Raw genomic sequence first — 14,999 nt, 5'->3', positions numbered from 1 at the left:
TACTGGCGGAGTGCGCGTATTCCGGACGTGCGCTATTCGTTGTGAAAGTTAGGACACGATTCCTCTACCGCGAACATTGTGCGCCTAATGCAGAAGCTAGAGGTCGGGTTGGTACTCCGCCGCTGACTAGCCGGCTATCCTGCGACAGCTAGTCCTTCGCTTGGACATTGTCAGACCGCACTACGAACACTCGCGCGACACGACGCGAAGGCCATTATCGATGGTGACGAAAACAAGAACCGAGGAATCCGCAGTTCGCCTCTGCAGGACGATACGCACTCGGCGGCTGAAAACAACCGGTCGGAATATTTCTAGGCCAGTGACAGAAAGAGTTTCTCAAGTTCGTCTTCGGTAAGGGGGGGTTGAGTCCCCGACCCTTTGTTGGTGATGCATTGCCGCATACCCGAGGCGACGATTTTGAAGCCGGCGCGGTCGAGCGCACGCGACACTGCGGCGAGTTGCGTGACCACGTCTTTGCAGTCGCGCCCTTGCTCGATCATGGTGATGACGCCGCCAAGCTGGCCGTGAGCGCGCCGCAATCTACTGAGCACATCGTTCATACGGTCGATGTCGTCGATCACTTGTCCTCCATGAGGGTCGGCGTAATCACCCATTCTACCCGGGGGGGTATGGCCTTGCGCGTTACGACCTGGCGAGGACAAGCAGGTTGAGTGTAGTAACACTGTGAAGTCGCCCCCAACGCTTAATGGGCCTAGGTCGTTGCTGGGGCGATTTGTCGACTAGTGCCAATGCGCGAACCATGTGGCGCCGCTCGATGATCCGACGAGAAGGGACTGACGGGTCGGGGTCGCACTCTTTGGGGCCACCAGAACCAACGTCCGAGGAGGGCTGCGATTGATGGCGTCATCAGGGAGCGCACGATGAGGGTGTCGAACAACAGACCGAGGCCGATGGTGCTGCCGGCCTGGCCAATTGAGCGCAGGTCGCTGGCGACCATGGACATCATGGTGAACGCAAACACTAGGCCTGCCGCGGTGACGACTCCTCCGGTCTCCCCCATGGAGCGGATGATGCCGGTCTTGAGTCCTGCGCCGATTTCTTCTTGGAATCGTGACACGAGGAGCAGGTTGTAGTCCGAACCGACCGCGAGCAGGATGATCATGCCGAATACTGGTGCGATCCAGTTCAATTCCAGACCGAACAGGTGTTGCCAGACCAGGACCGACAGTCCGAATGCGGCACCCAGCGACAACAGGACGGTGCCGACGATCACCAGTGAGGCCACGAGGGCGCGGGTGATAATTATCATCACGATGAAAATAAGTGTCATGGCGGCGATTCCGACGATCAGTAGGTCGTATTGGGATCCCGACTGGATGTCTCGGTAGATGGCGGCGGTGCCGGCGAGGTAGAACTTTGCGTCGGTGAGTGCGGTTCCCTTAACGGCTTGGTGTGCGGCGTCGAGTTCGGGGATGACGGAGTCGATGCCTGCCGGTGTGGCGGGGTCGGTGTCGTGAGTGATGATGAAACGCGCCGCTTTGCCGTCCGGTGACAGGAAGAGCTGAAGGCCGCGCTGGAAATCGGCGTTGGTGAAGGCTTCCGGCGGCAGGTAGAAGTAGTCGCCGCTTCTGGCGGAGTCGAACGCTTCGCCCATCGCACTGGCTGTGTCTGTCATCCGCGAGATCTGCTCGACGAGGCCCGAGAAGCTGCTGTGCATGGTGAGCAGACTGCCCCGCATCGATTGTGCGACGGCGATGATCGGCGGGAATTGCTGCAGCAGCTGCGGCAGGAGCGCATCGATATTCCCCACGTCTTTCAACAACGCGTTCATGTTGCTGCTGAATGTGTCGACGCCGTCGATCGCGTCGAACACCGATCGGGCTCCCCAGCAGACAGGGATGTTGAAGCAGTGCTGTTCGAAGTACAGATAGCTCCGGAATGGTCGCGCGACGTCGTCGAAATCCGCGAGGTGATTCCGGATTTCGTCGAGTGTGGCTTTCATCTGACCCATGTCGCCGAGCATGTGGTGGGTTGTGGTGGCCATCTCGCGCATCACGGCATAGATTTTCTGCATCGAGGTGACCATGGCGCCGAGATCATCGCCCATGGTGAGCATGTCGGCGGCCCGGTCGCGCATGAATTGCAGGTTCTCGCGGATGGGAATTGATTGAGCGCTGATCTGGAACGGTATCGACGTGTGCTGGACGGGACCACCGAGGGGTCGGGTGATGCTTTGCACCATGGCGATACCCGGTGAGCGGAACACTTCCTTGGCGATCCGGTCCAGGATGATCATGTCGCCGGTGGTGCGCATGTCGTGATCGCTTTCGACCATCAGTATGTCGGGATTCATTGTTGCGGCGCTGAAATGGCGCTCTGCGGCTGCATATCCGACGCTGGAGGGCAGCGTGTCCGGGATATAGAAGCGGTCGTTGTAGCTGATTTTCATGCTCGGCATGATCAAAATGCCGACCACGGCGATGACCAGTGACGCGGCGAACACCGGGGCCGGCCAGCGCACCGTGGCGGTCCCGATCCGCCGCCAGCCGCTGACTTTCACCGCCCGCTTGGGGTCGAGCCAACCGAAACGGCCGGCCACTGCGACGACGGCCGGCGCGGCGGTGAGCGCTCCCACGACGACGACGAGCAGTCCGAGGGCTGACGGGATGCCGAGTGCTTTGAAGTACGAGAGTCGCGCCAGGTGTAGGCAGAAGGTGGCCCCGGCGATCGTGAGCCCCGAGCCCAGGATGATATGCCAGGTCCCGCGGAACATCGCGTAGTAGGCGGCTTCTCGATCCTGCCCGGCCTGGCGGGCCTCCTGATAACGGCCGATCAGGAAGATGGCGTAGTCGGTTCCCGCCGCGATCGCCAGCGAGGACAGCATGGCCACGACGAACGTCGAAAACCCCAACAGATCGTAGTTGCCCAGGAGCGCGACGAGCCCTCTGGCCGTGCCCATCTCGAAACCGACCATGAGCAGTACCAACAGCACTGTGCTGACTGAGCGATAGGCCAGGAACAGCATGATCATGATGACGACGCCGGTCACACCCATCATGGTCAGCATGCTCTTGTCGGCGGCTTCATTCATGTCCGTACTCAGCGCTGCTGGACCAGTGAGGTACACCTTGAGACCACTCGGAGGCCGGGACGCATCGATGATCTCCCGTGCCGCTTTGACGGATTCGTTGCCCAACGTGCTGCCCTGGTTACCGGCGAGATTGACTTGAACGTAAGCCGCTTTGCCGTCGCGACTCTGCACGCCCGCGGCCGTGAGCGGATCTCCCCACACGTTCTGCACGTGCTGCACGTGCTTGGAGTCGGCTCGCAGCCTATTGACCAGTCGCTCGTAGTACCGATGCGCCGCCTCACCGAGTTGTTGATCGCTTTCCAGGACGATCATGGCGATGCTGTCGGAATTCGACTCGTGGAACTGCGCGCCAATACGTTTCGCGGCGATCATCGCGGGCGCGTCTTGGGGGGACATGGTCACCGCATGGTTTCGTGCCACCGACTCAATTGGCGGCACAAGCACATTCAAGGCGACGGTCAGCAGCAGCCACGCGATCAGTATCGGCACGGCGAATGCCCGCACGAACCGCATGAATGCCGGACGGCCCTCGGTGTCGGTGCTCACGCGGCCTTGACCAAACAGGAGGTTTGCGCGTGGTGTCCAGTCGAAGATTGCTCGTCCTTGACGACACCGTCGACAGTGATGCGGCAACCGATTTCGTCGCCATCGCCTTGAGCCACCAAACTAGCGATCACCGCAGGCACTGTCGTCGTGACCGTAAATGACCACGGCAAACCCGTGAACGACGCTTGTTTCGGCTGGGCGTCCCTATTCAGATAGCTGATGCTTCCCGCAGTTCCACCAGGTCCGTACACCTCGTATACCACCTGTTTGACATGCGAGGCTTCGAGCGGTCCGGCGCTGCTGGCAGTAGCAGAAAAGATCTCATCCGAGCCAAACACTCCGCGCAGCCGATCAACCGACACCCCGCCAATAGTCAACGCAATCAGGACAATCAGCGGCACCCACAGCTTCCTCAGAGATTTCAGCAAGAAGCGCAATCCCTTCACTTGTCGGCCAACGCGGTGCGCGGCAATCGGAGCGTTACCGGCTCACGAGTCGCGGACGCACTGCACCCGACGGAGCGCCCCGCGCACGCACCCCGTCCTGTGGCTGAGTATGCGCGGATCGGCCTTGCCTGGTACTCACCGGCTCGCGGGTACGGGTACGGGTACGGGTACGGGTACGGGTACGGGTACATCGTGACACATGGAGATGAAGTCAGCAACAAATCAACAAATTGCTGCTCACAAATGTGACCGCATCCAAGCCGGGATCGCGTATCACATATTCAGTCCGTGGGAATCCACCCGCCGCGCATATGGCTCATTACATCCCGCGATCGTCTTAGTAGACAAGACTTCCCATCGGTGCATCGACAAGCTGAGGCCCGCCAACGGGGATTGCAGGCACCCAGGATCAGATGACTTTCCATCTTCTCGCCGAACTAGGCCTCAAGCCTGCAAGATGGTCGTCCTAACTGATCCCGGCGATACCGCCAACGTCCTCGTGGAAGCAGCGGATGCGGCGCCGCGGATTTGAGTCCTGATGCGGGTGTCCTGTCCATCGGTCACGGAGGAATTCCTCTCGCTTCCGTTGCATTGCGTCACGGTACCCGCCGGGGTATACAGTCATAATAGCGTCGGCGGCATAAGGAAGCAGTCCTGGTCACCGGTTTCGTCGACGCGCACCGCCAATCACGGAAATGGTTCGGGACGACTTCTCGTGACGTTTTGACAGTGCGGCCAGATGTTTGGGGCCGATGAGCCAGGGAATCTTGATCGCCATGTCTATTGCAGAACCCCGAACGCCCCCGTTGGTCGCCAGTCGACCCTACCCCGCACGACTGGGGCCCAAGGGGAACTTGGTCTACAAGCTGATCACGACGACCGATCACAAGCTGATCGGCATTATGTATGTCGTTACCTGCTTCGGCATGTTCTTCCTCGGCGGGCTGCTGGCGTTGCTGATGCGCGCGGAGCTGGCCGCCCCCGGCCTGCAGTTCCTATCAAATGAGCAGTACAACCAGTTGTTCACCATGCATGGGACGATCATGCTGTTGCTCTATGCGACTCCGATCGTGTTTGGGTTTGCCAACCTGGTGCTGCCGCTGCAGATCGGTGCGCCGGACGTCGCCTTCCCACGGCTCAACGCTTTTTCGTTTTGGCTGTTCTTATTTGGAGCGTTGATCGCCATTGCGGGCTTCGTCACTCCGGGGGGCGCGGCCGAGTTCGGTTGGACCGCGTACACCCCGCTCAGCGACGCCATCCACTCGCCCGGAGTTGGGGGGGACCTATGGGTTGCCGGTCTGATTGTCGCCGGTTTGGGCACCATCCTCGGGGCGGTCAATATGATCACCACGGTGGTGTGCATGCGGGCACCCGGCATGACGATGTTCCGGATGCCGATCTTCACCTGGAACATCCTGGTGACCTCCATCCTGGTGTTGATCGCGTTTCCGCTGTTGACGGCGGCGTTGTTTGGGCTGGCCGCCGACCGGCACCTCGGTGCACACATTTATGACCCGGCTAACGGCGGAGTTCTGTTGTGGCAGCACCTGTTCTGGTTCTTCGGGCACCCCGAGGTCTACATCGTAGCTTTGCCGTTCTTCGGGATCGCCACAGAGATTTTTCCGGTGTTCGCGCGCAAGCCGATCTTCGGCTACACCACCCTGGTCTATGCCACGTTGTCGATCGCGGCGCTGTCGGTCGCAGTGTGGGCGCACCACATGTTCGCCACCGGCGCGGTGCTGCTGCCCTTCTTCTCGTTCATGACGTACCTGATCGCGGTGCCGACCGGAATCAAGTTCTTCAACTGGATCGGCACGATGTGGAAGGGTCAGCTGACGTTCGAAACACCCATGCTGTTCTCCTGCGGCTTCTTGGTAACTTTCCTGCTGGGCGGTCTGACCGGTGTACTGCTGGCCAGCCCGCCATTGGATTTCCACGTCACCGACAGCTACTTCGTCGTCGCCCACTTCCACTACGTGCTGTTCGGCACCATCGTGTTCGCCACCTACGCCGGCACTTACTTTTGGTTCCCGAAAATGACCGGCCGGTTGCTCGACGAGCGGCTAGGCAAAGTGCACTTCTGGCTAACGTTCATCGGGTTCAACACCACGTTCCTGGTTCAGCACTGGCTCGGAGACATGGGTATGCCGCGTCGCTACGCCGACTATCTGCCCACCGATAACTTTCAGGTACTCAACCTCGTCTCGACTATCGGCGCCTTCATCTTGGGCGCGTCGATGTTTCCGTTCGTCTGGAATGTCTTTAAGAGCTGGCGCTACGGCGAGGTGGTGACAGTCGATGACCCGTGGGGTTACGGCAATTCGCTAGAGTGGGCGACCAGCTGCCCGCCGCCGCGGCACAACTTCACCGAATTGCCCCGGATTCGGTCAGAGCGCCCGGCGTTCGAGTTGCATTACCCGCACATGGTCGAACGGATGCGCGCCGAATCCCATGTAGGCCGCGCTCACGGCCACGAGGGCCACGATGTGACCCGCATCGACGATGTCGAAGTGCGCAGTTAACGTCTCAGTGCCTACGCCGCCACTTGCAACGAACTGCAGGGGCGGGGCAGCCTGTAACCATCGGCCGGTACTGACGACCAGTTCTGGTGTTCGCGCCAAACGCAAGCAGAAGACATAAGTGGTGAGGCGCGATGTTTTCCTCGGTTCCCGTTTCAGGCGCAGTCGCGTCCACGGGCACCGGTAGCCGAACGCAATCGCGTTCGAACGAAGTTAGAAACTGTCCGTGATCTGCTGTTGCCAGCGGACGCCGCTGACGTCGGTGAGCAGTAGCGTGTAATGGTGGTTCGGGTCGGCAGCTATGCTGCCGGTCTTCATCAGTATCTGCGCCTTGGCGCCCAAGGGTATGACGAGGCCGCACGTTCCCGTTCGAACCTTCGCCACGTGATAGTTGACGATGTTGTTGGCGGGAAGTTCACTCAACTGAGGTCCAGCAATTTTGTAGATTGTCTTATCACCGTCGAGGATAGCGACACTAACCAAAAATGAGCCGTACACATCGACGCCCTCGGTTCGATAAACAGTGAACCGCAAAGAATCCTGCGCCATAATCGCCTCAGAGATCTCGACCACAGGCTTGACCGATTTGTTGCGCAAGGGCCCGTACACGCCGCCGTGAAAGTATTGGTTGGTGATCAGCGCCACGGCGAACACTACCGCTGCGACAGCGATGACGGCCGATTTACCAATGGTCATCTCTCCGGAGCCCAGCCGGGTGAACCATCGGCTTCGTGTGAGTCGAAGATTCTTGTGCCGCAACACCGCGTCGATCGAATAGAGGCCACCACCGCTGAAAAACAGCGCCGATCCGGACGCCAGTCCCAGAATTCCGATCTGCCATTCATCCAGGCAGGTCGTCCCCAACCATCCGGCGCCCAGCAGAATTCCCAGCGCTAGAAGTAGAGCGCTCACGCTCGCCGCCCTCGTGAAAAGCCCAACCATGAGACACAAACCGACCACTGATTCCATCATCGTGAAGCCGATCATGGACCACTTGAGGATGTCGGGATGCATGACCAGCCAATGGATAACCGGCTTGATCACCATTGCCTGAGGCAGGAAATTATTGAACTTCTCGCCAACATAACCGACCGAGTGCGGATCTAGCTTGTCGGCCAGTACCACCCGGCGCCAAAAGGCAGAAAAATACGTCCAGCCGACAACGAGCCGCAGCGGCAGCACCACCAGAGCCGGCGACAACTCCCGCGTGATCAACCGCACGGCAGGTCCATCTTCGTCACGCATTGCATACCCTTTCGCAGGCGACACAGGGCCGAGACGGCAACAGCCACTGGATACCGATCACACCCGTCAGACCCGCCCATCAGCACAGCGGCGGCTGACCGGTATCGGCTGCAGTCACCGCCGCCGGTGACCCGCCCCCACGGTAACCCAGACACCGGAACGCGACGCATCGGCATACCGCAGGCGTTCGCTCACCCCGGCTTAGCCCCGCGCGCGAAGGCGATTCATCTGACCGAACCCCTTCGTGCACCCCCGGGAAAGCGATAGCCTGAAACGCTTGCAGCGCATAGTCATTGACGGAACACCGCATCAAGACCGGTCCCAAACGCCGAGATGTTGCCCCTGAGGCCGAGGCTGACACCTGTCGCATCCAAAGCGACTCGTCGAGTTCTCCCATGCAATTCAGGACCGCTGCACCCGAGCCCGCCCGCCATCGCGGCCCACCGTGGCGTTGCGCTAGGCGCCGGCCGCTCCAATCAATGCCGTCAACGAGCACTCGCCGATCGGCCCGATACACTAGGGGGTATGGTATTTAGTAGGTAGCCGTGATTAGCCCTCTAACTAGGCGAAGATAGCCGTGACCCGAGCATATGACGACCGCGCGAGAGCAAAATCGACCTACTGTCACCTTTTCTCGGTGAACACCGAGGTGCCGCGTAGGACGAAGCGCAGATCGGGTCGCCGTCAAGGGGGTCGCGCCGACGTAGGTGGAGATCCGCGGGCTGACTTCCCGCGCACACGGAAAGCGCTAGGCAATGGCCTTGAGGGCGAGGGGACGTTAAGCGCCGCAATAGACGGATCAGTGCGAAATGGAAGTCCTAGGAGGGAGCAACATTGACCGAGATACAGGTACCCGATCGGAGCACGAACACGGTCACTCTATGGCTGGACCCGGTGTGTCCGTTTTCCTGGAAAACGGCTCGTTGGCTGACCGCCGCCGCCGAGAAGGCTGGATTTGACATTGATTGGCAATTCATGAATCTCGCCATTCTCAATTCGGGCCAAGAACTGCCGCCACCGCAGCAGGCTCGCATGAACGACTCACAACAAGTCGGGCGACTCATGACCGCGCTACAGCACGAACTCGGATCCGACGTTATGAGCAAGGCGTACTTCGCCTTCGCCCAGCGGTACTTTGATCACTCAGCGGCACTGGACGAAGACCTCGTCGATTATGTCCTGCGGGTGGTCGGTGCCCAAGATGTCAGCGTGGCAGCACTGAGCGATTCCTCCCTCGATGCTGCAGTCGCAAAGTCCCACCAGCGCAGTCAGGACGCGCTCGGGGACACCGGCGGCAGTCCTCTGGTCACGATCGATGGCCGCACCGTTTTTGGGCCGGTCTTCACCGCCGTTCCCGCCGCCGACGAGACGCTGGCTGTGTTCGACGCCGTTGCCACGTTGGTGCGCGCACCGGAATTCAGCCAACTCAACCGTCCTCGTACGCACTAGCAGCGTCCGAGACGGGCCATCGCCGTGAGTTACCCCGTACGCTGCCGTGTTTGCGGCAAGACGACCTGGGCGGGATGCGGCCGGCACGTGGCAGCAGTCAAACGGGCGGTGGATCCAGCGCAGTGGTGTGGCGGTCACCCCGACGACGGCGCAGCGCAGCCATTAAGGACTCGCATCCGATAGGCGAGCAGGAAAGACGGAAGGAAACGGCATGACAAAAGAACTACTCATTCTCGGCGCCGGTATCGGTGGTCTGAGCGTCATCAAAGAACTCGCTGAATCGGGTGTCAGCCTCGATGATCTCGCCGTCACGGTGGTCGATGAAGACTTCTCGCATTTCCTGGGATTCACCCTTCCGTGGGTGATGCGTGGGTGGCGTGATCGCGACAGCGTCCCGATCACACCCAGCGCCACGGCATTAGCCGGAGCCCATCGGGTCACTGGGACGGTTCGTGCCATCGACCCGGCGGCACGAACCGTGACACTCGCCGACAAGACCGAGCTTGGTTTTGACGCCCTGGTTATCGCGACGGGCGCGCGCAACGCCATCGACAACATCCCCGGACTGCGCGCCGCAGTCGACTCTGGTTCAGCGGTGCACTACTACAGCGCCGAGGCGGCCGCGCAAGCTCACTTAGCACTGCAGGCATTCTCCGGCGGAAAGCTGGTCTTCCTGGTGACCTCGCAACCCTACCGGTGCCCCGTCGCACCGTACGAAGGGTCGCTTCTCGCGTCAGATCTACTGCGCGACAACGGATCCCGTGACGTTACAGAGATTTCAGTCTACAGCCCCGAAAAGCACCCGATGCCGTCAGCGGGACCGTTCGCCGGGCCCGAACTGATCGGCCTGCTCAATGAGCATGACATCGAGTTTTTCGGTGAACATACCGTCGCCCGCATCGACGCCGACGACCAGGAGATCCACTTCGAGAACGGTGTCACTACCTCTTTCGACTTACTGGTGTTCGTGCCCCCGCACGAACCCGCCGTGGCCTTGGACGGTTCAGAGTGGATCAGTGTCGACGCAACCACCATGGAGACCAAGCACTCCGGCATCTTCGCGATCGGCGACACGACCGCCATCACCTCCCCGTCCGGCAGACCGCTGCCCAAAGCCGCGATCTTCGCCAAAAACGGCGCCAAAGCCGCTGCGGCCAACGCACTGCGGCACCTGGGCAAGACCGACACCCACACCCAACTTTCCGGCGAGGGGTACTGCTACATCGACACAGGCAACGGCGAATCAGCCCTCGGGAGCGGCGATTTCTTCACCATGCCCCACCCCGCCATACACCTCAGTCAGCCATCGCCAAAGCTGCACCACGACAAACAAAACGAAGAACGCGACTGGCGCGCTGAATGGGAAGACGTTCACTCACAGGCAAACTGACCGACGATCGCGTCCAAACACCTTTGCGCTGCTACAGCGGTGCCGATGACCTTGGGGAAGGATAGACGCTGAGGACTTCGGCTAGCCGCCACAACGGCAGAGGCATTCAGTTGATCCCGGCAATCGATCCGAAAGGCGCTGCTGCGTCGATGGGTTTGAGTACGCTGGTCGCCCGACTGACCGTACCTTCTCTATCAGTCGGACTCTCACCAATCCCGATCGTCATCGCCTTCGCGTTACTCTCGTCCACAAATGCCGGCCACGCGCATCGGGCATGGCCTATCTCGCGGGGTTGGGTGACTGCGCTCACAGTGTCCATATTGGCGGGTCGAATCATCCCTGGCCTGCATGACGCGCCACCCGTCCACTGCCGCATTGCCTGTCGATGGCGGCCACGCATACCTGACCGATCACAATGGGTTAGTCCGCTGTGGTCGACGCAGGCCAGGAGAACACTCGCCCCACGCCTAGGTTGCGCAGGTCGGTCAACATCACGAACCGAAACTCCGTCCATTCCCGAGCGCCGCCGTATTCATCCGAGTGTCCTCTGTTGATCGTCGGTACGACGTACCGCGACGAAGCCGTTCCAGTCGCGTTTGGCATACCCCGCCCAACGCATGGCGGTAACGGTATCGATGGCGAGCAGGTCGGATAGGACGGCGGCGGGTAGGTCTGCCGCCATCCCGATCAGGCCCGTATTGCGGCCGCCTCGGATCGTGAGGCCGCTGTCTTTGAGTCGCTTCCCGAAGCCGCCGGAGTCGACCGGGCGGTCGGGGGTGCGGCCGGGGAACAGGAGCCGGTCGGCTGTCGAGGATTCAGGCAAGGTGGAGCGCCGGGTTGGACGAGGTAGTTGAGCGAGCAGTTGGGCGAGTTTGGGAGGCAAGACCATGTGGTGATCGCGCAGGGTGAGGTAGGTGTGGCCGTCCTGTACGTGTATTTGGTTCTGCCGCAGCCTAAGTACCCGGCTGGTGTTGATCCCGTACAGCAGGATGAGCGCACCGCCGGCGCGAAGGTCGATGTCAATGGTGTCGTCGTTGAGGCATCGGTGGAGTTGCTCAAGGTGTTCGGCTTCCTCGATGAATACTGAGGGCGGGCTGGGGTGGACAGCCGGGGCGGAGGCGCCGTGAGTGATGCGGCGTTGGTTGGTCCAGCGCAGGAAGGGCCGGACCTCTCGGTGTCGCCAGGTGCCGTGTGCCAACCAGGTGTCAATGTCAGCCTGGTTCATGGTTGCAAGGGTGCGTCGGCGGGTCTCGAGCCAGGCAAGGAACTCCGATGCGACACAGACCTGGCGGCGAATGCGTGCCGCGCCGGCGATGCTTAGTGGTTGTTTGGCTCGGCGGGCTCGGTGCAGGAGGTACCAGATCGCGTAGCTGCGGACAAGTTGTGCGCGCTCGGTGGCGTGGTTGGCGAGGTATCGATTGAGCCATGGCTCGATCCGCTCGAGGTATTCATTGCGTGGCGGCAATATTTCTGTGCGAACCAGGATTTCACGTACGTAGTTGACGTGTCTGCCGGGTCTGAGCTGGTCGAGTGCATCGTGAGTGATGGTCGTTCCGGTCGACGCCAGGTTCGTGAGGAGCTCGGCAGCGGCGCTCTTGCCGAGCCAAACCGCTACGCTGCGCGGATCATTGGCGTTGGCAAGGGCATCCGCCAATGGTTTTAGTTGGCCCGGGATGGCACCATCGGGCCCGGCCATGGCGTTGCGCAGCAGTTCGGCCGTGTGGCAGCGGCTGCATTGGTTATACGCGCGGATACCCGGCTGGCCACAAGTGGTGCAGCGGTAATCAAGCTTGCAGCCACAACACGGACCGCAGACCCGGCGGCCGTTGGAGTCAAATCCGATTAGAACCGCCTGCCGGCCGCAGGACGCGCATTGTGACGGGTACATTTTCGCTTTATGCACGCACGGCGTGCAGACGGGTCCAGCCGGCCAATGGCGTCCTACTTTGCGTCGTTGTTGGCAGAACGCGCAGGTCGACTTCGAGTGTGATGAGCGTATCCCGGTAAAGGTTGCCGTCGTGATAGCGCGGCAGGTGCTGCACAAGTGCGGGCCCAGGACACTGCCGCTCTGTCGTCGCCGGGTGACCCCACATAATCCGCATACCCATACCGTGTTGGCTCTGGCGTAGCAGGTAGTGCAGATGCGTCCTTCCGATGTCACGTACGGGGCGCGGCGACGCTGTCCGCATCTGCAACAGATGTCGACGCGCGGCGGCGCGCAGGTGGGACAGAGCACCCCGCCGTCAGCGAGTCGGCGTGCTCGCCGACCGAGCCGTCCGCACTTGCTGCAGTGTTTGCGTGACAACGGGTCTCGGCTGTAACAGTTGGTGCAAACGAGCCCGTCGAGAAGCTTGACCCGTCTGCTGACAGAGGCCTTTGCGCATCGCGCGCACGTGAACGGCTCACTGCGATCTCGGCAGCGGCTGCAAATGCGACCGGTGGGACCACTCGCGGTCAATGGTGCACGCTGTTGACAGTTTGTGCAGGCGGGTGGCTCTACCGAGGTGCGGCCATCCGCCAGCAGCACACGCGTCAGGCGTATGAGCCCACGTGGGCAGGACGCGTCGGGGTGGAGCACCGCATCACCATGAGTGGCCAGATATGCGTCGACCTGGTTCAGCGTTTTGGGGCGGTCTATTCGAGCATCTTGAAGGAGGCGGTTGGCATCTGCAACCGATAGCTCGGGAAGCGCGTGGACCAGGTGAGTGCCTACCCGGTGCCACGCGTCGGGGTTGAAGTTCGCGGACCCTTTCATGAGTTGTGATCCGGGCGACGCACGGTGGTGCGTCGCACCGTCGGCAGTGTTCGCGGTTGGCCGCCCGCGACCTTCTTGACCGGTTGATTGACGGTCTCGATTTCGATCAGGTCGTTGGGCGAGCATTCAAAGATGTCGCACAGCGCCGCGAGAACATCCATGGAGAGCCGTTGGGGAGGCGAAGTAACCAGGCGAAATACCTGCTCCCTCGACAGGACTACACCACGTTCGGCCAATAGCGGAACCAGGTCGGTTGTTTGGTAGAGCTCACGCTGCGCCATCAGCGCACGCAGTCGCCACTGATAGCCCATTTTCTTGATCACTGCCGTTCCTGCCTGACAGCAATGCCGCGTTTGGTGAGCGCGTCACGAAGCAATCGGTTGCGGTACTCATCGGAGACGTGACTGTAAATCGCCGTAGTGCTGGCGTAGGAATGTCCGACCTGGTCTTGCACGAAGCGTTCTGGGTAATCGAACTCGGTCAGATGGGTGACGTAGGAATGGCGCAGCGAGTGCAAGTCGAGGTCCCCGGGCAAGCCCGCTGCATCGCGCGCCGCCGTAAAGGCCTCATTGGCGGCGCGTTTCGACAGTCGCCCGCAGCGTTCGGTCACCCACAACGCGGGATGGCGGCCTGGTCGAAAACACGGACGAACTTCATCCAGATAGCAGGCCAGGACTGTCACGATCCAATCCATTTCTGGCACCGTCAGCACGACGCGCCGCTTCGGCGAACTACCTCGCGTCGCCTTGCCGAATCGTACGAACACGCCGCCAAAGCGACCGTAGGACGGTACCTTCGGGTTCGACCTGAGATCCACGAGGTCTAGTCCCACCGCTTCTTGTCGACGTAGCCCATAGGCGTAAACGGCCTTCAGCAACGTTGAGTCCCGCAACGCCGATAATGCTCCCTTGCGATGGTGACGTCGCGCCCGATCGACCAACCCGTCAGCGGCATCGAAGAGTTCTTGAACCTCGTCATAGCTCAGCGGGCGCCGTCCCGACCGTCCCTCGAACTCGTTGACGTGGCTCACCGTGTTCCAGTCATGCAGAATTTGCGCGGGAGTCTGCCCGAATCGCTCCGCGCACAACGATGTCCACCCATATCGCTGATCAGTGAGGAAGCCGCAGAACAGCCGCAACGCGTTTTGATATCCCCGCACCGTCGAATCAGACTTCGGTGCGGTGCCCGACAGCAGATGAGAGAAAAACGCGTCGGCGTCGTCGGCTCGCCACTGCCAGGGATACGTTCCGGTGAACTCCGCGAAGCGGCTCACCACACTCGCACGTGCTTCAATGGTCGCCGTCCTGCACACGCGAGCGCGCTGCTGATCAGCCCAACCTGACAACATCGCACGGAACACCGTAGCTTCTGAGTCCAACAGAAGGACCTCGGAGTTCAACGACGGAGCCGCTGAGCCCGGCAACTGACCGTCCACATCTCTGTTGTAACAGATACAACAATGATGCGCCAGGTATAAGTTGCCTGGTAGCGGCTCGGTGATGAGCAACCGATGCAGTGTTGGAGCGCAACTCACCAAGCATTATGCTGACCTCGATTCGCGCAATTATGTTGCGGTGGATGCAATTCCGCTCGTTCC

General features: G+C 60.9%; 10 protein-coding genes. 3 read left to right on the top strand and 7 right to left on the bottom strand.

Annotation, left to right across the window (positions count from 1 at the left end):
- Positions 1 to 311: 311 nt before the first annotated feature.
- From ACZYZ9_RS26240 to ACZYZ9_RS26230, 3 genes are all read right to left on the bottom strand, one after another.
- A complete protein-coding gene (locus tag ACZYZ9_RS26240) occupies positions 312 to 560 on the bottom strand; it encodes a metal-sensitive transcriptional regulator (protein ID WP_463829077.1) in 249 nt (82 codons plus the stop codon).
- Positions 561 to 712: 152 nt separating this feature from the next.
- Entirely contained in the window at positions 713 to 3,565 is a 2,853-nt protein-coding gene (locus ACZYZ9_RS26235; RefSeq protein WP_463829076.1) for an MMPL/RND family transporter, read from the bottom strand.
- Between the two features lie 29 nt (positions 3,566 to 3,594).
- The gene (locus ACZYZ9_RS26230; RefSeq protein ID WP_463829075.1) at positions 3,595 to 4,026 is read right to left on the bottom strand and encodes an MmpS family transport accessory protein; all 432 of its coding nucleotides are present in this window, start codon (positions 4,024 to 4,026) and stop codon (positions 3,595 to 3,597) included.
- 794 nt (positions 4,027 to 4,820) lie between these two features.
- Between ACZYZ9_RS26230 and ctaD the strand changes: the two genes are divergently transcribed.
- A complete protein-coding gene (ctaD, locus tag ACZYZ9_RS26225) occupies positions 4,821 to 6,566 on the top strand; it encodes an aa3-type cytochrome oxidase subunit I (protein WP_463829074.1) in 1,746 nt (581 codons plus the stop codon).
- Positions 6,567 to 6,776: 210 nt separating this feature from the next.
- On the opposite strand, the gene ACZYZ9_RS26220 is transcribed toward ctaD, so the two are convergent.
- Positions 6,777 to 7,808, bottom strand: a complete 1,032-nt coding sequence (locus tag ACZYZ9_RS26220) for a TQO small subunit DoxD (protein WP_463829073.1) — start codon at positions 7,806 to 7,808, stop codon at positions 6,777 to 6,779.
- A gap of 834 nt (positions 7,809 to 8,642) precedes the next feature.
- Here ACZYZ9_RS26220 and ACZYZ9_RS26215 point away from each other — a divergent pair.
- Together ACZYZ9_RS26215 and ACZYZ9_RS26210 are read left to right on the top strand one after the other, a co-directional pair.
- Positions 8,643 to 9,257 (top strand): mycothiol-dependent nitroreductase Rv2466c family protein, encoded by a 615-nt coding sequence (locus ACZYZ9_RS26215; RefSeq protein ID WP_463829072.1) that lies wholly within the window; start codon positions 8,643 to 8,645, stop codon positions 9,255 to 9,257.
- Between the two features lie 211 nt (positions 9,258 to 9,468).
- Positions 9,469 to 10,647 (top strand): NAD(P)/FAD-dependent oxidoreductase, encoded by a 1,179-nt coding sequence (locus ACZYZ9_RS26210; RefSeq protein WP_463829071.1) that lies wholly within the window; start codon positions 9,469 to 9,471, stop codon positions 10,645 to 10,647.
- Positions 10,648 to 11,179: 532 nt separating this feature from the next.
- Here the strand turns inward: ACZYZ9_RS26210 and ACZYZ9_RS26205 are convergent.
- From ACZYZ9_RS26205 to ACZYZ9_RS26195, 3 genes are all read right to left on the bottom strand, one after another.
- Positions 11,180 to 12,343 carry a hypothetical protein gene (locus ACZYZ9_RS26205; protein ID WP_463829070.1) on the bottom strand — a complete coding sequence of 388 codons (1,164 nt, stop codon included), beginning with the start codon at positions 12,341 to 12,343 and terminating at the stop codon, positions 11,180 to 11,182.
- A gap of 1,055 nt (positions 12,344 to 13,398) precedes the next feature.
- A complete protein-coding gene (locus ACZYZ9_RS26200) occupies positions 13,399 to 13,725 on the bottom strand; it encodes a helix-turn-helix domain-containing protein (RefSeq protein WP_463829069.1) in 327 nt (108 codons plus the stop codon).
- Complete coding sequence (locus ACZYZ9_RS26195; RefSeq protein ID WP_463829068.1) at positions 13,722 to 14,837, bottom strand: tyrosine-type recombinase/integrase; 1,116 nt, start codon at positions 14,835 to 14,837, stop codon at positions 13,722 to 13,724. Before ACZYZ9_RS26195 ends, ACZYZ9_RS26200 begins: the two co-directional genes overlap by 4 nt.
- Between the last annotated feature and the right edge of the window lie 162 nt (positions 14,838 to 14,999).

The organism is Mycobacterium sp. IDUB_28, assembly GCF_055419285.1.
Note: the sequence above shows the minus strand (reverse complement) of the source record. Positions and strands in the feature narration are given on the sequence as shown.

Coding starts and splice junctions, on each gene's coding strand:
- ACZYZ9_RS26240 (WP_463829077.1), bottom strand. CDS start 560: ATGAACGATGTGCTCAGTAGATTGCGGCGCGCTCACGGCCAGCTTGGC.
- ACZYZ9_RS26235 (WP_463829076.1), bottom strand. CDS start 3,565: ATGCGGTTCGTGCGGGCATTCGCCGTGCCGATACTGATCGCGTGGCTG.
- ctaD (WP_463829074.1), top strand. CDS start 4,821: ATGTCTATTGCAGAACCCCGAACGCCCCCGTTGGTCGCCAGTCGACCC.
- ACZYZ9_RS26220 (WP_463829073.1), bottom strand. CDS start 7,808: ATGCGTGACGAAGATGGACCTGCCGTGCGGTTGATCACGCGGGAGTTG.
- ACZYZ9_RS26210 (WP_463829071.1), top strand. CDS start 9,469: ATGACAAAAGAACTACTCATTCTCGGCGCCGGTATCGGTGGTCTGAGC.
- ACZYZ9_RS26205 (WP_463829070.1), bottom strand. CDS start 12,343: ATGGCCGGGCCCGATGGTGCCATCCCGGGCCAACTAAAACCATTGGCG.